We start from the raw sequence: 22,135 nt of genomic DNA, 5'->3' as shown, positions 1-22,135 counted from the left end.
AGAAGCTATGAAAACAAGTATCAGAGTTAGATTGTGTTGTGAATATAATCTGAAACAAAATAAAATTGATGGAAGGTGATCTTTTGATTTACACGTCGATAGGAAATACTCCAATTATTACCTTATCAAAAATCCTTCAACCTGGAAGGGTTTTTGTTAAATTAGAAAAAAATAATCCCGCAGGTAGCGTAAAAGATAGACCCGCATTTTTTATGATAAAAGATGGTGAAATTAAGAACAAACTCAATGAAAATCAAAATATCATCGTAGAACCAACGAGTGGCAACACCGGTATAGCTTTGGCAGCAATGGGTAGAAGTAGAGGCTATCGAGTCATATTAACTATGCCAGAAAGTATGAGTGAAGAAAGAAAGAAAATTTTAAAATTTTTTGGTGCCGAGTTGATACTTACTCCCGCCGATCAAGGAATGAAGGGGGCAATAAACAAGGCTTTAGAGATCGTGAATGAAACAAAAGGGTATATGCCTAACCAGTTTTCAAATCCCGCCAATCCATATTCACATGAAGTAACTACAGGGCCTGAAATTATCAAACAGATGGACTATTCTTTGGATGCCTTTGTTGCAGGTGTAGGAACCGGTGGAACGATAACCGGGGTAGCAAGGGCGTTGAAAAAAGCATTCTCAGAATGTGTTAGAATAGTTGCTATAGAGCCTTCCAATTCGCCCGTTATATCGGGAAGTAACCCTGGTAAACATAAGATTCAAGGCATAGGAGCGGGATTTATTCCAGATAATTTGGATCTAAATTTAGTAGACGAAATAATGCAGATAAATGATGAAGAAGCTATTGAAATGACTAAGCGACTTGCAAAAGACGAAGGTTTATTTGTGGGGATATCTTCAGGTGCAAACATAGCGGCAGCGATCAAACTCTCGGATAGAATGGGAAAAGGTAGAAGAATTGTTACCATTGCCCCCGATAGTGGAGATAAATATATGAGCTTATTATAAAGCTATTTTAACAAAGAAATGGTATAATTAGTTTCTATCTTATATGAAGTAAAGAGACATAGAACAGGAGGAATTATTAATGTCGGAAAAGTATTGCTCTTTTTGTGGTAAACCATCAAGTCAAGCAGAAGCCTTAATTGCGGGGCCAAACGGCATTTATATCTGTGATGAGTGTATAAATCTTTTTCAAGAGTTAGTTGAAGAAAATAAGGCAAAAAAAGAGGAAAAGAATGAAACAAAGGTTAAAACTCTTCCAACCCCAAGAGAGATTAAATCTGAACTGGATAAATATGTAATTGGCCAAGAGACAGCAAAAAAAATAATTTCTGTGGCTGTTTATAATCACTACAAAAGAATTTTTTCTTCAAAGAACATAAATGACGTTGAGTTGGATAAATCTAACGTTTTAATGATCGGACCTACGGGCACTGGAAAAACTTTGATCGCTCAAACTTTGGCTAAGGTATTAGACGTTCCCTTTGCAATTGCAGATGCAACAACCTTAACTGAAGCTGGTTATGTTGGAGATGACGTTGAAAACGTTATACTAAGACTTTTGCAAGCTTGTGATTACGACGTAAAAAGGGCTGAAAAAGGAATAATTTATATCGATGAAATTGATAAAATTGCTCGAAAATCACCAAATCCTTCAATTACTAGGGATGTTTCTGGTGAAGGGGTACAACAAGCATTACTTAAAATAGTTGAAGGAACTTTAGCTAACGTTCCTCCTCAAGGAGGAAGAAAACATCCTTACCAAGAATTTATCCAAATAGATACCTCCAAGATCCTTTTCATTGCAGGAGGAGCCTTTGATGGTTTAACAGACATAATAAAACATAGGGTAAAGGATTCTTCTTTAGGATTTGGAGCCGACATAAAAAGTAATAATAAACAAAGAGAAGGCGAGATCTTAAAGAATATTGTTCAAGATGATCTTATTAAGTATGGATTAATTCCAGAATTTGTAGGAAGGTTCCCTGTGGTTTCAACCCTTAACGATTTGGATGAAGAAGACCTGGTTAAGATCGCCATGGAACCTAAGAATGCGTTATTCAAGCAATATCAAAAGATGTTGGAAATAGAAGGTATAAATCTAGAAATCACAACCCAAGCCATGAAAGAGATATGTTCTCAAGCCTTGAAACGGGGAACAGGTGCAAGGGCATTAAAGACTATATTTGAAGAAATAATGCTTGACATAATGTATGAAGCGCCTGAGATAAAAAATAAAGTTAATAAAATTGTTATAGATGAAGAGGTAGTAAATAAGAAAAAACCAGCTGTCAAAAGGAAAGAAACCGCTTGAACACAGAAAACGAAAAAGAGCCTATCATTTTTGGAATAGAAACATCATGTGATGAAACTGCTGTTGCAATATTAAAAGGTAAAGATAAAATTCTTTCTAATTTAGTTTATTCACAGATCGATGTTCATAAGGTATTTGGTGGTGTTGTACCAGAAGTTGCCGCTCGAAAACATGTCGAAGTTTTGTACAAACTAAGTTTAAAAGCTTTCGAAGAAGCAGAAATAACTCCATATAACATAGATGCGATTGCTGTATCTTTTGGCCCTGGATTAATCGGGGCCTTACTTATTGGAGTAAGTTTTGCTAAAGGGATGTCATTATCCTTGGGTAAACCGTTAATTGGTGTAAACCATTTAATGGGCCATATATACGCTAACTTCCTTGATTTCCCAAAACTGAAACCTCCTTTTGTCACATTATTAGTCTCCGGTGGGCATACAGCAATTTTGTTGGTTAAAGATTACTTGGATTTTGAAATAATAGGAGAAACACGTGATGATGCGGCAGGAGAAGCATTTGATAAAGTTGCAAGGATTTTGGATTTGGGTTATCCAGGAGGGCCAGTTATAGATGAAATTTCAAAAAAAGCTCAAAAATTGTACGATTTTCCAAGGCCGTTGTACGATAGAGGATACGACTTTTCTTTTTCTGGCTTAAAAACATCTGTTTTGTATTTTGTAAGAGACTACCCCCATTCAAAAAAAGAAGATATAGCGGCTTCATTTCAAGAAGCGATAATAGACACCCTAGTTCATAAAGTAACTAAATTTGCAATTAAAGAAAATATAAAAGACATTGTAATTGCAGGGGGAGTTGCCGCTAACTCTTTATTGAGAAAAAAATTAAATACTTTTAAAGACAAATTGAATATCTATTATCCAAGACAATCGTTATGTACTGATAATGCAGCGATGATATGCCGCGCTGGATACGAAAAGTATGTAAGAACCATGTTTGATACATTAGATTTGGATGTTGTTCCTAATTTGGGAATATCTAAAATATAACGATACTTAGTTTGGGAATGGTTGACGGTAAGGGATTATTATGATATAATAATTTTCAGAAAAGTTAATAATTATTATGGAGAGATGGCCGAGTGGTCGAAGGCGCACGCCTGGAGAGCGTGTGATGGTTAAAAGCTGTCCGTGGGTTCAAATCCCACTCTCTCCGCCATTAAAATAAAATAAATGCTGGAAATTCCCAGCATTTATTTTATTATTTTCTTATTTTACAGTTTCTTTCATCCCAGCTTTTATTGCCTTTAGGTTTATTTCTAACAAGTCTTTCTTTTTCCCTGTTAATTTCTCTTTCAACGCTTCCTCTACCGCCTCAGAACTGACTGCTTGAGTTATTTTTAAGTACGCTCCCAGCATAACCATATTTAAAACTTTTAAATTACCAAGTTCCTCTGCTATTTCATTAGCAGGGACTTTTACTAAATGTATATCTTTTCTTTCTGGTTTTCTATCTATTACAGAAGAATTGATCAACAATAATCCATTCTCTTTTAGGGCTTTTTCAAACTTTACCATAGAAGGAATATTGAATGCAGCAACTTCATTCGGTTCATCCAATACCGGTGAAGCTATGTATTCATCAGAAATTATTACCGTACAGTTCGCGGTCCCACCTCGCATTTCAGGTCCGTAGGATGGAAGCCATGTGGTATATTTTCCATCAATCATAGCCGCTAAAGAAATTATTTGACCGAAAAGCATGACCCCTTGCCCACCAAAACCGGCGGCTATTAATCCATGGTATGACATAAAAACACCTCCATTTATTTATTTCCTTAGTTACTTTTGAGATCAAGGGAATATAAGATGATTAGCGAATATTTCCCACTTTATCAACATATACACCCAAAGGAAACTCCTTTACCATATTATCTTCCAACCACTTCATAGATTCTATAGGTGTTAATCCCCAATTAGTAGGGCATGTTGATAAAACTTCAACTAATCCAAAGCCTATATTATTGAGTTGGGCATAAAAAGCCTTTTTTAAATACTTTTTTGTTTTTATTACGTCTTGTGGAGTTATAACTTTTGTACGAGCGAGAAATGCCACTCCTGACAATTCTTTTAGAACCTCTGAAACATGAATAGGATAACCTTCTATATTTTCTCTTCTTCCGTATGGGGTAGTTGTAGTTTTCATTCCTAAAAGGGTAGTTGGTGCCATTTGCCCTCCTGTCATACCGTATATAGCATTGTTTATAAAAATAGTAGTAATACGTTCTCCTCTATTTGCAGCATGAATTATTTCTGCTGTACCAATAGCTGCTAAGTCACCATCACCTTGATATGTAAAAACAACGTTATCCGGACGGGCCCTTTTGAGACCAGTAGCAACTGCGGGTGCTCTTCCGTGTGCAGCTACTGTACCGTCTACATCAAAAAATTCATAAGCAAATACGGAACATCCAACAGGTGCAACCATGATGGTTTTACCTTGTATTTCTAGCTCATCAATTACCTCAGCGATTAATCTGTGAACAATTCCGTGAGAACAACCAGGGCAATATGTAAACTCTTTTCCACTTAATGAAGTCGGTGTTTTAAATCTTTCTGCATAGGCCATTAATTTCACCTTCTTTTAAATTATTTCCATTAATTTTGCAAGTACTTCTCCTGGGGCAGGAACAACGCCACCCATTCTTCCATAAAATTCTACTGGCTTTCTTCCGTTGACTGCCAGTCTCACATCTTCCACCATCTGGCCGGAGCTCATTTCTACCGTGAAGAAAAATTTAGCTTGTTCGGTGTACTTTGATAACTCTTCATATGGGAAAGGCCATAAACTTATTGGACGAAATACTCCTGCTTTTACCCCTTTCTCTCTGGCACTATCCGCAACTGATTTTACTATTCTTCCCATCGTTCCATATGCCACAAGCACAACTTCAGCATCGTTTAATTTGTATTCTTCAAATAATTTTTCTTCTTTTACTATTGTTTTGTATTTTTCATGTCTTTGAATATTCATTTTTTCCAATTTTACAGGGTCCAAATCAAAGGATGTAACCCTGTGAGGTTCTCGCTGCATATTGGTTCCAGTCAATGCCCAATCTGAATGATCGGGGAGAGTGTTTAAATTCTTAAAGTTGGGAAATGAAACTGGTTCCATCATTTGACCGAGTAATCCGTCTGTCAACAGTAACACGGGAATTCTGTACTTATCGGCAACATCGAAAGCACGAACTGTTAATTCCACAGCTTCTTGTAAGGATTCGGGACCATATACGATCAACTTATAATCGCCGTGTCCACCACCTTTTGTGGCTTGAAAATAGTCCGATTGCGCTGGTTGAATATCTCCTAAGCCAGGTCCTCCTCTTACAACATTAACAAAAACGCATGGCAGCTCAGCCCCCGCTATGTAAGAAACTCCTTCTTGCATCAAAGAGTATCCAGGGGAAGAAGTAGAGGTCATAACCCTTTTTCCAGTGCAAGCGGCTCCATATATCATATTTGCAACAGCAACTTCGCTTTCAGCTTGTAAAAAAGTCCCATTTACCTCTGGTAATCTTCTTGCCATGTATTCTGTTAATTCGCTTTGAGGCGTGATAGGGTAACCAAAATATAATCTACATCCTGCTCTTATTGCAGCTTCGGCAATTGCTTCAGTACCTTTAACCATAACTTTTTCGACTTTTTCCATAATAAATCAACTCCTTGCCTTTTCTAATACTTTTACGGTTATACATACATCAGGACACATTTGATAGCAAAAACCGCATCCTATACAATTTTCAATGTTTTTTACTTGTGACGGATGATACCCTTTGTTGTTATATGCTTTAGAAAATTCAAGGACATCTTTGGGACAAGCTTCAATACATAGTCCACACCCTTTGCATCTTTCTTTATCGATATCAATTGCAAATTTTGTCTCTTTCATCGTTTTCCCTCCAATCATTCAATTATTGCTGACTTTAGAAGTTCTAAAACTTGTTTTAGCGCCCTTTCACCCCGCAGCCCGCCCAGAGAGGAGAGGAGGGCTTCGCCCTGTAACCCTTTTAAAATCAAAATATTATTGTTGAGAATTATTTTGTTTCTAAAGTGTCTATTATTTCTTAGAGTGATCGGAATCTTACGTATCTATGCCAAAAAACCGTAATCCTCAAAAAATCTTTGAATCACAAATTTTTCGAACTTAGTATTTATCTTATCTTCTAAATCTTTTGATACTACTGTAAATGCAACGGGAATATTTGTTATTTGGGAAACTTCTTCTATTATGTTTTCTCCTTCTTCTATGATCTCTTTAGTTGTTTCGTTTTGAACGTTCGAATTTACAACCAAATAATTTATTTTTAATCTTGAACTACTTTCTAAAGATTGTAAATTCTTTATTATATATTCCTTCGTTCTCATAAAAGGCCTTCTCGTATTGATTACAAGGTAAAGTGCACATTTTGAACCATCTATATAATTTTTTAAAGATCCTAAAACTTTTACACCGTCTTCGTTTCCTCCCACATCAATTACCGTCTTATAATCTTTGTTTGTTATGTAGCCTCCTATTTCACCTGGAACGATAGGTATGTCTGCATGCATGTATTTAGCTGGGGGAGTGATTACTTTAATATCTTTTTGATTCAATTCTTTTATTTTATCGCGGACCCGAAAGTATGGACTTATGATATCTAAATCCGCAATCGCAACATTTTTGTGTTCTTTTTTTAACTCTGAGGCTATGTTCATAGAAACTTCTGTTTTTCCGGAACCAAACATTCCAATGAAAATATGAACTTGATAATCTTTTAATAAATTTTTCAACATATATTTAGAGCTCCTTTATTAGTACGTTTTTGCTGATTCTTCTTTTTTTAAAATTCTAAGTGCCCCAAGGGCTAAAGCTTTTTCTTCGTCTCCTCCAGGAAACACATAAACGGGAGCGATAAAACTTACTTTCTCTTTTATTTGAGGAACAAGAAATTCATTTTCATATGCCATTCCTCCGGTTAAAGCTATGGCGTTTACATCAAAATTCAATACCGCAGACATTTTCCCTATCCATTTAACTATTTGATGTATCAATCCAAAATATACTAATTCAGCATTTTTATCTCCACTTTTTATTCTTTTTACTACCTCTCTCACATCATTGGTACCTAAATAAGCAATTAACCCCCCATTACCTTTTATGAGCTTTCTTATTTCTTTTTCGGAATACTTCCCTGAATAGCAAAGTTCTATAAATCCAACAAGAGGTAAGGTCCCTGATCTTTCTGGAGTAAAAGGCCCGTCTCCATCAAGGGCGTTGTTAACATCGACTACCCTGCCTTTTTTGTGAGCTCCTATGGATATACCCCCGCCCATATGAACAATAATAAGATTTAAATCGTAATAATTTCTACCCAATTTTTCACTGAGAGATCTTGCCACCGCTTTTTGATTTAGAGCATGAAAAATAGATTTTCTTTGAAAAAGAGGATAGCCTGAAACCCTTGCTAAATCTTCCATCTCATCTACCACAACAGGATCAGCTATGTAAGCTTTTACACCAATATGTTCTGCTAATTCGCTTGCTATTAGAGCCCCTAAATTCGATTCATGTTCTCCATATTTAGCGTTTTTCAATTCTTCGAGCATCTGATCGTTTATTTCATAAGTCCCACTTGGTATAGGCCTTAATAGGCCTCCACGTCCAATGATGGCTGAAAAACTGTATAAGTTTATTCCTTCTTCTTTCAAAAACTGTAAAATCATATTCTTCCTAAATTCGTATTGATCGGCAACGGTCTTGAATTTTTTTAATTCATTCACATCGTGATCTATGATTTTTTTTAGTCTTTGATTTTCATCTTCATAAACAGCTATTTTGGTAGATGTGGAGCCTGGATTAATAACGAGAATTTTAAACATATGAATTCTCCTTTTTAAATTTATGACATCAAGATTGAAAAAGCTATAGCGTTTAGTTTGGATTCGTCACTATCGGCTCTAGATGTTAAAACCACTGGCTTTTTGCCACCTACAATTGAACTTGCTAGCTTTGCATCTGCGAAATATACCAAGGTTTTATATAATATATTTCCTGCTTCTATATCGGGCATGATTAATATATCCGCGTCTCCAGCGACATCGCTTTTTATTCCTTTGTGTATAGCTGCTTCTTTAGATATAGCATTGTCCATAGCGAAAGGTCCATCTACAATGCACCCTTTTACCTGACCTCTTCTGTACATTTGAGTTAATATTGCTGCCTCAACTGTTACAGGCATTTTCGGATTAACCTTTTCTAATGCCCCTACAACGGCAACTTTTGGTGTTTCTATACCTAACTTATGGGCTACTGAAACAGCGTTGTTTATAATATCAACTTTTTGCTCGAGAGTTGGAGCTATCACCATACCAGCATCAGAGATTATCAACAATTTATGGTATCTGGGTATTTCAAAGATGCAAACTAAATTCATCGTTTTTCCGGTTTTTAACCCATATTCATCCTTTAAATATTCGGATAATATTTCTGAAGTGTTCAATTTTCCTTTCATAGGTAGATCTGCTTCTCCATTGGCAACAGCTTGTATGGCACCTTTCGCCGCTTCAAGAGGTGTAGAAGCATCTCTGATTTCTATGTTAGTAGTGTCAAGTCCAATTTCTTCTGAGATTTGTTGGATTTTTAATTTATCACCAAACAATATAAAGTTACATAAATCGATTTCTTTAGCTTTTTGAACAGCTTTCAAAACAACCTCGTCTTCCGCAGCTGCCACTGCAATCGTTTTTGATCTGTGCTCATTTTTTACTAATTCGATAATTTGTTTTATACTCTCAATTTTCATGAGATATTTTCAGCCTCCCATACCTTTGTTTTTTCTAATTGATTGAGAGCTCTCAAAGCTCCTAAAGCGAGCCCTTCCATTTCATAAGCTCCAGGATAAACCATTACTACACCTAACTTATCGATTCTTCTTTTGATCAATTGAACAAAATAATCACTGTGAGCCATGCCACCAGTTAATATAATGGCATCAAGATCTCCACCTAAGATTGCTGCCATCCCACCTATTTCCTTTGCAACTTGGTACGCCATGGCTTCTACAATTAATTTTGCATATTCATCTTTTTCGGCAAGTTTTAAAGCGTCTTTTAAACTTGCTGTTTTTAAATACGCAAACAAACCCCCTTTTCCTACAAACGTAGATTTGACATCGTTTTTGGAGTAAGAATGCATGTTGTTAAAAATCCATTTTGCGAGGTCCCCTATTGGTAATTCTCCTGTTCTTTGTGAACTAAAAGGTCCTTCATCTGTTGCATTGTTAACATCGATCATAAAGCCTTTTCTTTGAGCACCTACGGAGATTCCACCACCCAAATGAGCTATAACAAAATTACATTTTTCATATTCTTTGTTCAATTCCTTTGCCGCAAATCTCGCAACAATTTTCATGTTCAAAGCGTGGAATAAACTGTGCCTTTCAAGTTGAGGTATTCCTGAAATTCTAGCCTCGGGGATGAACTCATCAACAGAAATAGGATCGGTAATGAAAACAGGTAGGTCTTTGGAGGATTTTTTCGATAGTTCAAAAGCCATTACGGCAGCTAAGTTTGATGCATGTTCAACTCTTGTTTTGGTTTTAAGATAATTAACCATATTCTCATCCACACGATAAGTTCCGCTTTTCATAGGAGGGAGTATCCCCCCCCTAGCAGCTATCGCATCTAATTCATCGATAGATATGTTGTATTTTTCAAGAAAATACTCAACGCACTTCTTACGAAAAGGCAGTTGATCCATAATCGTTTTGCAATTTTCTATTTCGTTAACGGCGTGTTCTATACTTTCAGAAATAACTTCATTGTTGTCTTCAAAAATTGAGAGTTTCGTAGACGTTGACCCTGGATTTATAACCAATATTTTATACATAAAGCTCCTCCTATAAATTAGTTTTTTAGGATTAGCTTCCCAAAGATTTCGTATTCATATAATTTTCTGCAACTTTTTTCAACCTTCTTATTCCCTCTTTTATTTCTTCGTGTGAAGGAAGGCAGAAGGATAAACGCATATGATTTTTTTCGATCTCGTTTACATAAAAAGCCTCTCCGGGAACGTACAATACTTTGTTCTTCTTCGCTTCTTCGAACATTTCGATGGTATCTACCCATTCAGGAAAAGTTAACCATATGAAAAGTCCACCTTCAGGGCGTGTCCAGCTTACTCCTTCTATATCGCCAAATTCCTTTTCTAAGGCATCCAACATAGTGTCTTTTTTTGACTTATAAAGTTCTAATGTGGGTTTTAACTCTTCTATCCTATCATGAGTTTGGAGATATCTAGCAGCTAACCTTTGAGTCAAAGATGGGGTACATAGATCCACACCTTGTTTAATAATTGTAAACTTCCTTAATAAGTCTGCCGAGGCAATAATTATTCCAATTCTCAGACCAGGACATAAAATCTTAGAAAAAGTGTTCAGTAGGATTGTCCTTTCTGGCTCAAGAGAGTAAATCGATGGAACGGGTTCTCCCTCAAATCTCAATGAACCATATGGGTTGTCTTCAACAATCAAAAAGTCGTATTTATGTGCTAAGTTAATCAGTTTTTTTCTTTTTTGTAGAGGCATAGTTACTCCTGCAGGATTTTGAAATGTTGGTACTACATAAACGAATTTAAACTTATCAATTTCTCCCCTATTTACTAACTCGTCCAATTTTTCTTCAAGGATATCCACATTCATCCCATCATCTTCCAGGGGTATTTCCAAAAATTTAGGAAACATTTGCTTAAAAGCACTGACTGCACCTAAATATACCGGTTTTCCAACAGCACAGTAAGAATCTTCATCGAGCAAGGTCAGACCTATCAACTGCAAGGCTTGTTGGGAGCCAACAGTTACTAACATATTCTCTGGAGATACACCTTCTATACCTTCATGTTTTTTTAGTAGCTTTATATAAGCATTTTTTAATTCATTATCTCCTTCGGAGGGACCATACTGAAGAGTTATTTTGTATTCTTCTTTAACAATTTTTGCAGCAATTTCTCCTAATTCTTCCCGAGGAAAGGTCTCCGGATCAGGTACACCCCCACCAAAAGATATCATCCCTGGCTCTGAAGCTACCTTTAATAATTCCCTTATAATGCTTGCTTTTGCAGTTTTTGCAACTTGTGAAAACTTTTTTTCATAGTTCATAGTTTTGCCCCCCTTTTTTTATTATTTACCTTACAATTCAATTATAATCAAATAAAGGAGATAAGTCAAAGTCGATTACAACCGATTACAGACGTTTATAGTTGATTAGAAGTGATTATTGCCGATATGAAAAAAATTTCATGAAAAATATTTCATTATAAAAATTTAACATTGAGATATGATAACAGACCTTAATTAATTTCGAAAACCCAATAGTGTGTTAAAATATTAGAAATATAATTATTTAATGAGTTATCTTAGAATTTTAAAAAAGGGGTGTTGCCAGTGTGGGAAGCTTTAAAGGGTTCTGATAAAGAAGTTTATGAAATTCTTCAAAAAGAGCTTAAAAGGCAAGAGTATGGTTTAGAATTGATCGCATCAGAGAATTATGCGTCAAAATCAGTCATGGAAGCTGCAGGAAGCATTTTTACTAATAAATACGCTGAAGGTTACCCGAAAAGAAGATATTACGGAGGTTGTGAATATATAGATGAAATTGAGACGCTTGCTAGAGAAAGGGCAAAAGAACTTTTCAATGCAAAGTTTGCAAACGTTCAACCCCATTCAGGATCTCAAGCAAATATGGGTGCTTACCTTGCACTCATGAAACCAGGGGATACGTTAATGGGAATGTCGTTGAGTCATGGTGGCCATCTAACCCATGGTTCCCCCGTAAATTTCTCAGGTATGTTGTTCAATGTTGTTTCTTATGGCGTCGATGAAGAAACAGAAACTATCAATTATGATGAGATTGAAAGAATAGCTAAGAATGCAAAACCTAAAGTTATCGTGGCAGGTGGAAGTGCATATTCTAGGATAATAGATTTTAAAAGATTTAGAGAGATAGCCGATAAGGTTGGTGCTTATTTAGTGGTTGATATGGCCCATTTTGCTGGATTAGTTGCTGCTGATATTCATCCAAACCCAGTTGAGTATGCCCATGTCGTAACTTCAACAACGCATAAAACTTTAAGAGGACCTAGGGGTGGAATCATTTTAACGAATGATAGTGAAATTTACAAGTCGATCAATAAAATTATTTTCCCAGGCATACAAGGTGGTCCTTTAGAACATATAATTGCTGCAAAAGCCGTTGCTTTTAAAGAAGCTATGAGTGAAAAGTTCAAAGAATATCAAAGACAAGTCGTTAGAAATTCTAAAACTTTAAGCCAAGAACTTTCTAATAAAAATTTGAAAATTGTCTCAGGAGGAACGGATACCCATTTGTTCTTGGTGGATCTCTCTGAGCTGAATATAACAGGGAAAGCTCTTGAAAAGGCTTTAGGACAGTGTGATATTACGGTTAACAAAAACACTGTTCCAAAAGAAAAGTTGTCCCCTTTTGTTACTAGTGGAATAAGAATAGGTACGCCAGCAGTTACCACACGTGGGATGAAAGAGGAAGAAATGAAAGAAATCGCTTCAATGATAGCAAAAGTTGCAAACAATCTTCTTGATGAAGAAGGGAATATAGATAAAGATTTAGCACAAGAAGTAAAGGACGATGTTGTTTCTTTTTGTCAACGTTTCCCAATGTATGCAGATCTTGTAGAGTAAGAGGGACACCCAAGGGTGTCCCCTCTATATTATTTCCAACTATTTAAATTTTCTTGCTGCTCTTTGGATAAGGTGTCTATCTCGATCCCTAAAGTTTTTAGTTTGATTTGTGCTATTTTTTCGTCTATTTCATATGGTACGGGAGAAATATTTACTTTCATTTTTTCGTGGTTTTCTTTTATGTATTTTGCACCTTCTAATTGTAAACTAAAAGAAAGATCCATTATTTCTGCCGGATGACCGTCTCCGTTAACTAGATTAACCAGTCTTCCTTGTCCTAATAAAAATACGCTTTTGCCGTTAGGTAATTTGTATTCTTCTACTCCGTTTCTTACATTGATTTTGTCTACTGCAATTTCTTCCAAATCTTTAACCTTTACTTCTACATCAAAATGTCCCGCGTTGGAAAGAATTGCCCCGTCTTTCATTTCTAAAAAGTGCCTTTTTGTTATTACATCGATGTCACCTGTTACTGTTACAAAAAAATCCCCATATTTTACCGCCTCATCCATTTTCATAACCCTAAAGCCATCCATTATCGCTTCGTTAGCCTTTATTGGATCAACTTCAGTTATTATTACGTTGGCTCCTAACCCTTTTGCTCTCATAGCAACGCCTTTACCACACCAACCGTATCCTGCCACAACTACTACTTTTCCCGAAACAGAAAGATTGGTGGATCTCATAATTCCATCCCACGTTGATTGGCCTGTACCATATCTGTTATCGAATAAATACTTCATGTAAGAGTCGTTTACTAAAATTACAGGTACGGGTAATTTATTTTCTTTGAAAAGGGATTTGTATCTTTTTACACCTGTGGTTGTTTCTTCACATATTCCCCACAGATTGCTTACTTTTTCAGGGTATTTTTCTATTAAGGTTATCCCCAAATCTGCTCCGTCGTCTAAAATTATGTTAGGATTAGTTGATAAGATTTTATCGATATTTTTCCAATAGACTGTTTCATCTAAACTTCTTTCTGCATGGACGTTGAGTCCATATTCTTTGAGAGCTTCTACGACATCTTCTTGGGTGGATAATGGATTACTTCCTGTTATGGCAACATTGGCACCTAATTCCTTCAAAACTATTCCTAAGTAAGCAGTTTTTGCCTCTAAATGGATGCTTATAGCCACATTTACCCCTTCAAAGGGGTTTTCTGTTTGGTATAGATTTTTTAAATAGTTTAAGACTTTCATGTGTTTTTTTACCCATTCTATTTTCTTTTTACCGCTTTCTGCTAGTGAAGTCATCTTACTCCTCCTCTTATGTTTAAAATTATACTCTAAAACATTGTATATAGCGCCCATTCCCCGCTCCCCACCCATGGCCATTAAGGGGTAAACCCCTTAAGATCCCCAAACACATTTGCTTCGCAAATGAGAATGAGAATGAGGATGTTACTTCTAAAGCAACACATCATTTGTTTCACAAATGAGAATATGGAAATTGTTTCACAAGCACCATGAAAAACCATTTTGCACAAATCAGCAACAAGCTTTTTGCATAAAACAGCAAAAGCTTCGCAAATGAGAATTTGGAAGTTAATTCTAAGGCTTTATAAAAGACATTTTGCACAAGGCTGCAAAAGGGCTTCGCCATGTCTCTATCTGTATAGGTATTGGCAGATCCTCCAACCAAATAATAGTCTCAGCGCTTCATAAAATGGTAGATCTAAAAAGAATGTGAAATTCTTTTGATACTTGGTTTTTAGATCCATTGTTGCTTTGTTTAGGTTGTCATAATAGTTGGGACCTTTTAAATTGATTTTGATCCCTGTTTTGCGTTGCGAAAATAGATCTGTGATAATTTTTTTAGAGGTAGTTTCCGTAGAAGATAAAAATATTAATGGAACATTATTGAAATTACTTTCAATTTTTTTAGCATACGAGTTAAATTGTTGTATATCTTTTTCTTGGTAATATTTGTAGAGCAATAGTTCGTATAGTTCTGAATCTTCTGCTTTGTAAGGTTTAGGATTACCCATTTGAAATAGTATTCTTTCGTAAAAAGGGCAATAATTGGGAAGTTCTACTTTTTCGGAGTTTGATAAGATTTTGATACAGTTTATACATGGAGTTTTATCTTCCTTCAATAGAGCAAAACTAGAGAAGGCTTTTTCCGAATCAGAAATAAAGAGACTTACATAATAGTTTATCAAATTTACAACCCTTTTTGCTCTCCCCTCAAGGTAAGCTTTTGATAAAAAGGACAAAGCTTTTTGAAAATCTTTCTCGTAAGCGTTCAACCCCATGCTTATAAATGAATAATCTAAAAAGGAATTAGCTAATTTAATCATTTGATAGGCGTTATAAAAATCTTTCCTTTTTAGGAAGAATAGGCTAAGGGTTAAATAAACTAAACCATTCTTTGGATGTGTACTGATTAATTCAGTAAAATATTTGTTTGCGTCTTCGTCATTCCTTATTATTTTCAAAAAACCTCGGTTTATCTTTGAGTTTATGTCGTTTTTTCCTTCAAAAAATCTTTCGGCTTTTTGAAAATCGTTTCTGAATAAATGCATCATGCCGAATTGATTTGAATATTCTTGTAGAGATTTACTACTTAATCTAAGTTCAAAAAAATTCGTTAATTTTTCGTTCGATAGATCTATATCGTAAATTATCAAGTCAAACCAATTATTTATATTGTTTATAGAAACAGCTATTTTTTCTATTTCGTAGTCAGCTTTATAGATGGTTTTAGCTGTTTTCTTTTTCTGGTGTGTGTCAGGTTTCCTTATACCCTTTTTTTCTAATTCTTTTTCGATTTCTTCTTTTATTTTGTATAAATTTCGCAATTTATCTTCTTCATTATTATTTCCATTTTTATCAGTCAATTTTTTCACTCCTATCTAAACTGAAACTGAAAAAAGAATCTTTTCCAATTATTATATGATCGTTCATGTTGATGCCTAAAATTTCGCCAGATTCCATAATTTTTTTGGTAATGTCCATATCGTGCATACTTGGTGTGGGATCCCCTGACGGGTGATTGTGTACTAAAATGAACGATACAGCGTTGTACATTATAGCTTCTTTAAAAATATCTCTCGGGTGAGCAATTGACATATTTACAGTTCCATTGGAAATGTCTTTAATAGTAATGATGTGAAGTTTAGAATCTAAAAAAATAGCTCTCACGGTTTCTTTGGTTAGATATATCATGTCCTCACAAACATGGTATGCCTCTTTTGGAGATGTGATCTTTTGGTACTTTTGACGCAACTTCTGAAGGTGATACCTTTTCCCTATTTCTAATGCAGCTTTTAGATTTATTGCGCCAACCTTTCCTATTCCTTTTTCTTTTGATATTTCTTCAAGTGATATATCGACCAAATGGCTCAATGTTTTATATTTTTTCAATATCTGTTCAGACACATCAAATACGTTATAATTTTTTATTCCATGTCTTAGGATGATAGCAATTAATTCCTCGTCTTTGAGAGATTGTGGGCCATATTTTTCTAGCTTCTCTCTTGGTTTTAGTTCATCTTCCATTATTTTCTCCTTTTCTGATTTTTGATAGAAATTTTTGGAATAATTTTATAAGGTTGCCAAAATTTGTCTCAATTGCCAATATAGTTTTGCTAATGGAAGACCCATTATGTTATAGTAATCACCTTCTATTTTTTTTACAAAAACAGCAGCAAAATCTTGAATAGCATAAGCTCCTGCTTTGTCAAAGACACTGTTATTTTTTATATAAAAATCTATCACTTCTTCATCTAGTTTATAAAAAGTAACCTTCGAAACTTCATAAAAAGAAACTAATTTTTTTAGTGACCTTAAAGTTATCCCTGTGTAAACACAATGAGTTTTATTTGATAAAGTTTGAAGCATGTTGAAAGCTTCATCATAGTCGTGAGGCTTTCCAAATATTTTTCCATCCAAAGTTACTATAGTATCAGCCGTTATGAGAAGTTCTTCCGGTGAAATTTCTATATTTTTACTTTTTTTATATGAAATTTCTTGTACAATTTCAGAAGGTGCTGCAGAATTATAAGCTTCGTCAGTATTGGCTGTTCTGATCGAGAAACTTTTTGTTATTAATTTTAAAAGTTCTTGCCTTCGAGGGGATGAGGATCCCAAAACTAATTCAACTTTTGAATCTATCAAGGTTCACACTCCTTAAAATATAGTTCACAATTGTTGCGTTTATAAATGCCGTTATTATACCAAAAAAAAGCATGTAAGGGAAATACCAAAAAACATTAGCTGATTTAACAATAAAAAGACTGGCGATAATTAATTGTACAGCGTTGCTAAAAAAGGCTCCTATTTCACTAATCCCTAAGATACCAAATTTATTAGTAAATTTGAAGAACAAGGACATAGATAAAGCACTGGCAAGTGAGCCGCCTAATCCCATCCAAAACATCGGAGATAGAAATCTTCCACTTAGTATTGAACCAAGCAACGTTTTTAAAAGGGCTATGTACAAAGTATTAGTAACGCTAATTCCACTTACTACAGACAACAACAAAGGGAAGTTCGAAAATCCCCATCTCGCTCCTGGAACAGAAACAGGCATGGGTAAAAAGGATTCAACATAGTAAATTGCTGAGGCCAACGCCGTTAAAATCGCTATGTGGGATATTGTTTTTGTTCTTTTTACCATGTATAGATGTCGATCCCCTCACCATTTTGTGTGCCTAATGGTTTTACGATTATTTCATTTGGAATGCAAATAATTGGTTGATTAGGGTTTTCCACCCATCCGGTATTTTCACAGACTTTCAATGGGCATGATGAATCGGTTACTCTAATTCTTTGATCTACGTATTCTACGTTCATCAATAACTCACCTTCATCGTTTATTACACTGTAAGTGCCTTCTTTTGTTATTTGTAAAATTTGATCTCCTTTTAAGTGAACTTCTGCGCCGATTATTCCCTGATTTGGGGACGCATTCATAAAAATCATCACTAAAACTAATAATATTACAACTATAAGAAGGTATAGATCATTCTTTTTAGTAAATTTCATCAAGTATCACATTTTCTCTCGAAAATAATCAAATCCTTTGGTTTGGACGCTTTCTCCAGCTGGAGATATAACAAAAGCTTGAATGCCGAAATCTGTGAAATAATCCAAGGCAGGGTTATCGTATCCTAAAACAAAAAGAGCGGTAGAAAAGACATCAGCTATCATTGCTTTTTCTGCTATCACGGTTACACTGGATGCATTTCTTGCTGGGTATCCATCTTCTGGGTCTATAATATGATGATATTTTTTACCGTCTTCGGTAAAAAATCTTTCGTAGTCCCCGGACGTCACCACTGCACCGCTTGTCAAATAAATTGTATCTATGGATTTTAAGGCATCTTGTGAAAAAGGATCCCTTATTCCTATAACCCATGGAAGTTCTCCAAACTTCGGACCTATTATTCCAATATCTCCCCCAGCATCGACAAAGCCTGTAGCTTCAGGATCTATCCCCTTAATCTTTTGGATCACTAAATCAATTGCATATCCCTTGGCTATTCCTCCTAAGTCCACTTCTACACCGTCTTTTAGTAAAGAGATTTCTCTATTTTTTTCATCAACTTTTATGAATCTATAATCAACGTTTTCTAATGCTTTGTTGATCTCTTCTTGAGTTGGAACTTTTTTTTGAGAATTTATGTCATCAAATCCCCACAATTTGAGCAACGGTCTTACAGTAGGATCAAAAGCTCCACCAGTTATTACCGCATAATTGTAGGCAGCTTGAAATAAAAATAACGCCTCTTCATCGACTTCAACCCTTCCATCAGTATTCAATTTATGGACTACGCTACTTTCAACATTGGGGCTGAATTTATTATGTATTCTATACAACTCTTGTTCAGCTGTGTTCAACAACACATTTGAAGATACTTTATCACCTGCAACTTTTACTCTTACAATTGTGCCAAGTACAGGAACCTCTTTTTCTTCGTAAACCGGGGTGGGTTTAGAAAATAACAACAAAGATAATAAAAATATACCTACACCAAGTGCAATTATATACAGATAAACTCTTAAACTATGCATATTTTTTTGTCGCAATTTTTACACTCTCCGTTTTCATTCAAATTTTCAATTTTTATGTCGTATCCTTTTCTTTGAATAATGAGTGTCCCACAATCTGGGCAATAAGTATCTTCGTGCGCGGAAGACAAAATGTTACCAAGATATACAAAATTGAGATATTTTTTGGCGAGTTCATAGGCTTTTTCTAAAAAGTTGATATCTGTTGGTGGTTCGTTATATTCAAATGCAGGAAAATATCGTGATAAATGAAGGGGAATATCTTTGGAAATGTTTGCTAACCAAGAAAACTCTTCTTCTAGTTCGTCCAAATTATCGTTTACTTTGGGAACTATCAAAGTTGTCACTTCGGTGTGAATACCTTCTTCATGGGCGATTTTTATAGTTCTTTTAACTGGTTCGAGTCCTCCCTTTAATATTTTTATATAATTCTTATCGCTGTATACTTTTAAATCTATATTCATCGCATCAATATATTGTAGCATAAGTCTCAAAGGTTTTTCGTTTATGAATCCGTTTGTTACTAAAACATTGTAGTTGTCAGGATTAGCATATTTAACTTCCCTTGATGAATCCAAAACAAATTCATACCAAACTATAGGTTCTGAATATGTATATGCAACACCCTGAACGTCGTAATTTTCCATCAAAGATGGGATAGCGTTGGGATATATTTTTTTTTGATATGGAGGTTTTAGTTGGGCGATTTCGTAGTTTTGACAAAAGGAACATTTTAAATTGCAACCCCAAGTTCCCAGGGAAAGAATTTTTTCGCCGGGATGGAAATGAAAAAGTGGCTTTTTTTCCATTGGATCTAGAGCTATACTGGTAACGTCATTATAATTTAATGAATACATCTCGCCTTTTATATTTTGTCTAACACTGCATATACCTATTTTGCCAGGATATAATATACATTGGTGAGGACATAAGGTGCATTTCAAAATATCTTCTTTAAATTCCTCATAAAACAAGGAATTGATTTTCATTTACTTCACCTCTATTATTTTAAAAAAACCTCTCCACAGTGAATTTATATATTTCTATTGGTTCGTCTTTATAAATACCGACTTTTAATTTGACTATTCTCAGTTGTTCTTCTACGGTATCAACTCCTTCTAGATCGGGTAGGAGAACTCCTTTTTTGTAACCGCTTTTAACAACTATTCCGAAGGTTTTAGGATCCAACTCATTAATGTCATCAACTTTTTCTAAATCTGATAGAACATCAACCGAAATTACTAAATCGTCTAATTCTTTTGGGGAAAGGGGAGGAAACCGTGGATCGCTTGTAGCAGCAGCAATTGCATTTTCTCTTATCTCCAGGATTAAATTATCGTAAACGGGTACAATGGTACCAATGCAACCTCTTAGTTCTCCAGAGGTTTTGTGAAGGCTCACAAAACAACCTCTTTTTTTGTTAAACAAATCTTTTGGAAGGGTTTCATCAAAATCTATTTTTCTCTTTTCTTTTACATATGTTTCTATCACTTTTCTTGCCCAAATTACATATGGATGATGTTTACTCATTATTATCACCTCTTAAATTTTAAAACGATTCGTGGTGAATTTCTATCAAAAACAAAAATAACAATTATTAAATTATAAAGTAAACTTTATTTTTCATTGGTGGATTATAATATATTTTCAAACGAATAGATTTTAACAACAAAATAATATATAGGGTTAAGGAGAAAAATAAATATGACAAAATATGCAAAAACAAGGGTTTTGTCTATCTTCGAAGCAGGTTCATACAACGCTTTTTTTATTGGCACACAAGGGTTTATTTTCACAACTCTTGCTCTATACTTTAACGCATCTCCTCTTTTTATATCAATTATGACCTCTTTTCCTATTATAGCACAGATGTTTCAGATTTTTTCTTCACGAATAAACCAGATCATTGGTTCCAAAAAGAAAAGCCTGGTAATAAACGCGTTTATATCGAGAACTTTATTTGTTTTATTGCCTGTCTTCATCTTCTTTGAAGTGAGGTCTGAGTATATTATATTAATTATTATCCTTTTATTTTCTTTTTTCGGAACATTTGTAGGCAACACTTGGACAGTTTTGATTAAAAGCGTTGTTCCTTTTGAACAAAGAGGTAAATATTTCGGACTTCGAAATATATTTTCCTCCATAACTGGTATAATTATGCTGTATCTTTATTCTTTGTTTTTAGAATTTCCTAATTTTAAAACAGGGTTGTTGCTGGTTACAAGTTTTATGGCATTTTTTTCTATTCTTTCAGCTGTGTTGCTGATGAAACATGAGTTTCCTGAAGAAAGTGAAAAAATCTCATCTTTTAATTTAAACATTTTTGTACCGTTTAAGGATAGAAACTTTAGAAATTTCTTGGTTTTTATGTTTGTTTGGAGTTTTGCCATAGAATTTGCAAGACCTTACTTTTCTTATTATGAAGTTGCAATTTTGAATATAAATTATCAATTTCTTGGAAATATGGGAATATTAACAAGCGTTATCTCTATTTTTTTGTATTTACTTTATGGAGCGGTGGCGGACAGGTTCGGTAGTAAAAACGTTCTAAGTTTGGGGATTTTGTTATCAACTTTCAGCCCAATGATGTACTTTTTAATGAATGCCTCTAATTATAGGAGTATTTTATTCTTAAATGCGATATTTTCCGCCTTCGCTTGGTCAGCGATCAATTTAGCTATTTTTAACCTACTCTTAGAAATATCTAAAGAACCATCCGAAAATTATATCGCAGCCAACTCTTTCATCGCAGGGAGTGCAGCTATTGTAGGGTCATTGAGTGGGGGATTCTTAGCAAATAATCTAAAAAATGTAGAGATTCATTTTATGGGGGATCCTTATCATGGGATTCAGTTGATTTTCATTATAGGGTTCATAATAAGGATCATATCCGTTATTCTTTTGACAGAAGTTGAGGCAATGGAAAAGCCCATCAGGTATAAAGGGATATTCTCACCTGAGGCAGCTTTGTTCAAAAGAAGAGAAATCAATCTTCCTTTTGATTTGTTCAAAAGGAACAGAAAGAAAATCAAAAAAAGTGAACTTCCTTCTCCAGTTGATGTAGAAAGAGAAGATGAGAACCAAGAAATTCTAAATGACGCTAAAGAAGATAAGGAATAAACCTAAT

23 protein-coding genes and 1 tRNA gene are annotated in these 22,135 nt (G+C 34.8%); 6 read left to right on the top strand and 18 right to left on the bottom strand.

Annotated elements, in window-relative coordinates:
• Positions 1-68: 68 nt before the first annotated feature.
• The 4 genes from cysK (at position 69) to X929_RS05780 (ending at position 3,459) form a co-directional block, all read left to right on the top strand.
• Positions 69-974, top strand: coding sequence for a cysteine synthase A (cysK, locus tag X929_RS05795; protein WP_103067091.1), 906 nt, complete (start codon positions 69-71; stop codon positions 972-974).
• A gap of 79 nt (positions 975-1,053) precedes the next feature.
• Positions 1,054-2,283 carry an ATP-dependent Clp protease ATP-binding subunit ClpX gene (clpX, locus tag X929_RS05790; RefSeq protein ID WP_103067090.1) on the top strand — a complete coding sequence of 410 codons (1,230 nt, stop codon included), beginning with the start codon at positions 1,054-1,056 and terminating at the stop codon, positions 2,281-2,283.
• The gene (tsaD, locus tag X929_RS05785) at positions 2,280-3,290 is read left to right on the top strand and encodes a tRNA (adenosine(37)-N6)-threonylcarbamoyltransferase complex transferase subunit TsaD (RefSeq protein WP_103067089.1); all 1,011 of its coding nucleotides are present in this window, start codon (positions 2,280-2,282) and stop codon (positions 3,288-3,290) included. Before clpX ends, tsaD begins: the two co-directional genes overlap by 4 nt.
• A gap of 78 nt (positions 3,291-3,368) precedes the next feature.
• Positions 3,369-3,459, top strand: a tRNA-Ser gene (locus X929_RS05780).
• Positions 3,460-3,509: 50 nt separating this feature from the next.
• On the opposite strand, the gene X929_RS05775 is transcribed toward X929_RS05780, so the two are convergent.
• The 9 genes from X929_RS05775 to X929_RS05735 all read right to left on the bottom strand — a co-directional run bounded on the left by X929_RS05775 (position 3,510) and on the right by X929_RS05735 (position 11,434).
• Complete coding sequence (locus tag X929_RS05775) at positions 3,510-4,052, bottom strand: 2-oxoacid:ferredoxin oxidoreductase subunit gamma family protein (RefSeq protein WP_103067088.1); 543 nt, start codon at positions 4,050-4,052, stop codon at positions 3,510-3,512.
• Positions 4,053-4,113: 61 nt separating this feature from the next.
• Complete coding sequence (locus X929_RS05770) at positions 4,114-4,869, bottom strand: thiamine pyrophosphate-dependent enzyme (RefSeq protein WP_103067087.1); 756 nt, start codon at positions 4,867-4,869, stop codon at positions 4,114-4,116.
• A 15-nt stretch (positions 4,870-4,884) separates the two neighbouring features.
• Entirely contained in the window at positions 4,885-5,949 is a 1,065-nt protein-coding gene (locus X929_RS05765) for a 3-methyl-2-oxobutanoate dehydrogenase subunit VorB (RefSeq protein WP_103067086.1), read from the bottom strand.
• A gap of 6 nt (positions 5,950-5,955) precedes the next feature.
• Positions 5,956-6,189 carry a 4Fe-4S dicluster domain-containing protein gene (locus X929_RS05760; RefSeq protein ID WP_103067085.1) on the bottom strand — a complete coding sequence of 78 codons (234 nt, stop codon included), beginning with the start codon at positions 6,187-6,189 and terminating at the stop codon, positions 5,956-5,958.
• A gap of 200 nt (positions 6,190-6,389) precedes the next feature.
• The gene (locus X929_RS05755; protein ID WP_103067084.1) at positions 6,390-7,073 is read right to left on the bottom strand and encodes a nucleotide-binding protein; all 684 of its coding nucleotides are present in this window, start codon (positions 7,071-7,073) and stop codon (positions 6,390-6,392) included.
• 18 nt (positions 7,074-7,091) lie between these two features.
• Positions 7,092-8,159, bottom strand: a complete 1,068-nt coding sequence (gene buk / locus X929_RS05750) for a butyrate kinase (RefSeq protein WP_103067083.1) — start codon at positions 8,157-8,159, stop codon at positions 7,092-7,094.
• 20 nt (positions 8,160-8,179) lie between these two features.
• Entirely contained in the window at positions 8,180-9,082 is a 903-nt protein-coding gene (locus tag X929_RS05745) for a bifunctional enoyl-CoA hydratase/phosphate acetyltransferase (protein ID WP_103067082.1), read from the bottom strand.
• A complete protein-coding gene (buk, locus tag X929_RS05740; protein WP_103067081.1) occupies positions 9,079-10,167 on the bottom strand; it encodes a butyrate kinase in 1,089 nt (362 codons plus the stop codon). The genes X929_RS05745 and buk (X929_RS05740) overlap by 4 nt, the downstream gene beginning before the upstream one ends.
• A gap of 31 nt (positions 10,168-10,198) precedes the next feature.
• Positions 10,199-11,434, bottom strand: a complete 1,236-nt coding sequence (locus tag X929_RS05735) for an aminotransferase-like domain-containing protein (protein ID WP_103067080.1) — start codon at positions 11,432-11,434, stop codon at positions 10,199-10,201.
• A 285-nt stretch (positions 11,435-11,719) separates the two neighbouring features.
• Here X929_RS05735 and glyA point away from each other — a divergent pair, with 285 nt between their 5' ends.
• Positions 11,720-12,991 carry a serine hydroxymethyltransferase gene (gene glyA, locus X929_RS05730; RefSeq protein WP_103067079.1) on the top strand — a complete coding sequence of 424 codons (1,272 nt, stop codon included), beginning with the start codon at positions 11,720-11,722 and terminating at the stop codon, positions 12,989-12,991.
• Between the two features lie 29 nt (positions 12,992-13,020).
• Here the strand turns inward: glyA and X929_RS05725 are convergent, their stop codons facing one another.
• The 9 genes from X929_RS05725 to amrA all read right to left on the bottom strand — a co-directional run bounded on the left by X929_RS05725 (position 13,021) and on the right by amrA (position 20,538).
• On the bottom strand, positions 13,021-14,247 hold the full coding sequence (locus tag X929_RS05725; RefSeq protein ID WP_103067078.1) for an adenosylhomocysteinase: 1,227 nt from the start codon (positions 14,245-14,247) through the stop codon (positions 13,021-13,023).
• Between the two features lie 353 nt (positions 14,248-14,600).
• Entirely contained in the window at positions 14,601-15,833 is a 1,233-nt protein-coding gene (locus X929_RS05720) for a tetratricopeptide repeat protein (RefSeq protein WP_103067077.1), read from the bottom strand.
• A complete protein-coding gene (gene radC, locus X929_RS05715; protein WP_103067076.1) occupies positions 15,826-16,494 on the bottom strand; it encodes a RadC family protein in 669 nt (222 codons plus the stop codon). Before radC ends, X929_RS05720 begins: the two co-directional genes overlap by 8 nt.
• A gap of 45 nt (positions 16,495-16,539) precedes the next feature.
• Positions 16,540-17,112: a Maf family protein gene (locus X929_RS05710; RefSeq protein ID WP_103067075.1), complete on the bottom strand. Its 573-nt coding sequence runs from the start codon at positions 17,110-17,112 to the stop codon at positions 16,540-16,542.
• Positions 17,093-17,614, bottom strand: coding sequence for a Gx transporter family protein (locus tag X929_RS05705; protein ID WP_103067074.1), 522 nt, complete (start codon positions 17,612-17,614; stop codon positions 17,093-17,095). Before X929_RS05705 ends, X929_RS05710 begins: the two co-directional genes overlap by 20 nt.
• Positions 17,608-17,982: a NusG domain II-containing protein gene (locus tag X929_RS05700; protein WP_103067225.1), complete on the bottom strand. Its 375-nt coding sequence runs from the start codon at positions 17,980-17,982 to the stop codon at positions 17,608-17,610. The genes X929_RS05705 and X929_RS05700 overlap by 7 nt, the downstream gene beginning before the upstream one ends.
• A 6-nt stretch (positions 17,983-17,988) precedes the next feature.
• Positions 17,989-19,011: an FAD:protein FMN transferase gene (locus tag X929_RS05695; RefSeq protein ID WP_245858665.1), complete on the bottom strand. Its 1,023-nt coding sequence runs from the start codon at positions 19,009-19,011 to the stop codon at positions 17,989-17,991.
• On the bottom strand, positions 18,999-19,997 hold the full coding sequence (gene amrS, locus X929_RS05690; protein WP_103067072.1) for an AmmeMemoRadiSam system radical SAM enzyme: 999 nt from the start codon (positions 19,995-19,997) through the stop codon (positions 18,999-19,001). The genes X929_RS05695 and amrS overlap by 13 nt, the downstream gene beginning before the upstream one ends.
• Positions 19,998-20,016: 19 nt before the next feature.
• Positions 20,017-20,538, bottom strand: a complete 522-nt coding sequence (gene amrA / locus X929_RS05685) for an AmmeMemoRadiSam system protein A (RefSeq protein WP_103067071.1) — start codon at positions 20,536-20,538, stop codon at positions 20,017-20,019.
• A 174-nt stretch (positions 20,539-20,712) separates the two neighbouring features.
• Here amrA and X929_RS05680 point away from each other — a divergent pair, with 174 nt between their 5' ends.
• Positions 20,713-22,128 carry an MFS transporter gene (locus X929_RS05680; protein ID WP_103067070.1) on the top strand — a complete coding sequence of 472 codons (1,416 nt, stop codon included), beginning with the start codon at positions 20,713-20,715 and terminating at the stop codon, positions 22,126-22,128.
• Positions 22,129-22,135 lie beyond the last annotated feature (7 nt).

It is taken from the genome of Petrotoga olearia DSM 13574 (genome assembly GCF_002895525.1).
GTDB classification, from domain to species: Bacteria; Thermotogota; Thermotogae; order Petrotogales; family Petrotogaceae; genus Petrotoga; species Petrotoga olearia.
Note: the sequence above shows the minus strand (reverse complement) of the source record. Positions and strands in the feature narration are given on the sequence as shown.

Excerpts from the sequence above, each read along its gene's own strand:
- X929_RS05735 (WP_103067080.1), bottom strand. The coding sequence starts at position 11,434 with ATGAACTATGAAAAAAAGTTTTCACAAGTTGCAAAAACTGCAAAAGCA.
- X929_RS05760 (WP_103067085.1), bottom strand. The coding sequence starts at position 6,189 with ATGAAAGAGACAAAATTTGCAATTGATATCGATAAAGAAAGATGCAAA.
- clpX (WP_103067090.1), top strand. The coding sequence starts at position 1,054 with ATGTCGGAAAAGTATTGCTCTTTTTGTGGTAAACCATCAAGTCAAGCA.
- amrA (WP_103067071.1), bottom strand. The coding sequence starts at position 20,538 with ATGAGTAAACATCATCCATATGTAATTTGGGCAAGAAAAGTGATAGAA.
- X929_RS05775 (WP_103067088.1), bottom strand. The coding sequence starts at position 4,052 with ATGTCATACCATGGATTAATAGCCGCCGGTTTTGGTGGGCAAGGGGTC.
- amrS (WP_103067072.1), bottom strand. The coding sequence starts at position 19,997 with ATGAAAATCAATTCCTTGTTTTATGAGGAATTTAAAGAAGATATTTTG.
- buk (WP_103067083.1), bottom strand. The coding sequence starts at position 8,159 with ATGTTTAAAATTCTCGTTATTAATCCAGGCTCCACATCTACCAAAATA.
- X929_RS05680 (WP_103067070.1), top strand. The coding sequence starts at position 20,713 with ATGACAAAATATGCAAAAACAAGGGTTTTGTCTATCTTCGAAGCAGGT.
- X929_RS05770 (WP_103067087.1), bottom strand. The coding sequence starts at position 4,869 with ATGGCCTATGCAGAAAGATTTAAAACACCGACTTCATTAAGTGGAAAA.
- radC (WP_103067076.1), bottom strand. The coding sequence starts at position 16,494 with ATGGAAGATGAACTAAAACCAAGAGAGAAGCTAGAAAAATATGGCCCA.
- X929_RS05755 (WP_103067084.1), bottom strand. The coding sequence starts at position 7,073 with ATGTTGAAAAATTTATTAAAAGATTATCAAGTTCATATTTTCATTGGA.
- X929_RS05695 (WP_245858665.1), bottom strand. The coding sequence starts at position 19,011 with ATGCATAGTTTAAGAGTTTATCTGTATATAATTGCACTTGGTGTAGGT.
- X929_RS05725 (WP_103067078.1), bottom strand. The coding sequence starts at position 14,247 with ATGACTTCACTAGCAGAAAGCGGTAAAAAGAAAATAGAATGGGTAAAA.
- cysK (WP_103067091.1), top strand. The coding sequence starts at position 69 with ATGGAAGGTGATCTTTTGATTTACACGTCGATAGGAAATACTCCAATT.
- X929_RS05745 (WP_103067082.1), bottom strand. The coding sequence starts at position 9,082 with ATGAAAATTGAGAGTATAAAACAAATTATCGAATTAGTAAAAAATGAG.
- X929_RS05700 (WP_103067225.1), bottom strand. The coding sequence starts at position 17,982 with ATGAAATTTACTAAAAAGAATGATCTATACCTTCTTATAGTTGTAATA.
- X929_RS05765 (WP_103067086.1), bottom strand. The coding sequence starts at position 5,949 with ATGGAAAAAGTCGAAAAAGTTATGGTTAAAGGTACTGAAGCAATTGCC.
- X929_RS05705 (WP_103067074.1), bottom strand. The coding sequence starts at position 17,614 with ATGGTAAAAAGAACAAAAACAATATCCCACATAGCGATTTTAACGGCG.
- buk (WP_103067081.1), bottom strand. The coding sequence starts at position 10,167 with ATGTATAAAATATTGGTTATAAATCCAGGGTCAACGTCTACGAAACTC.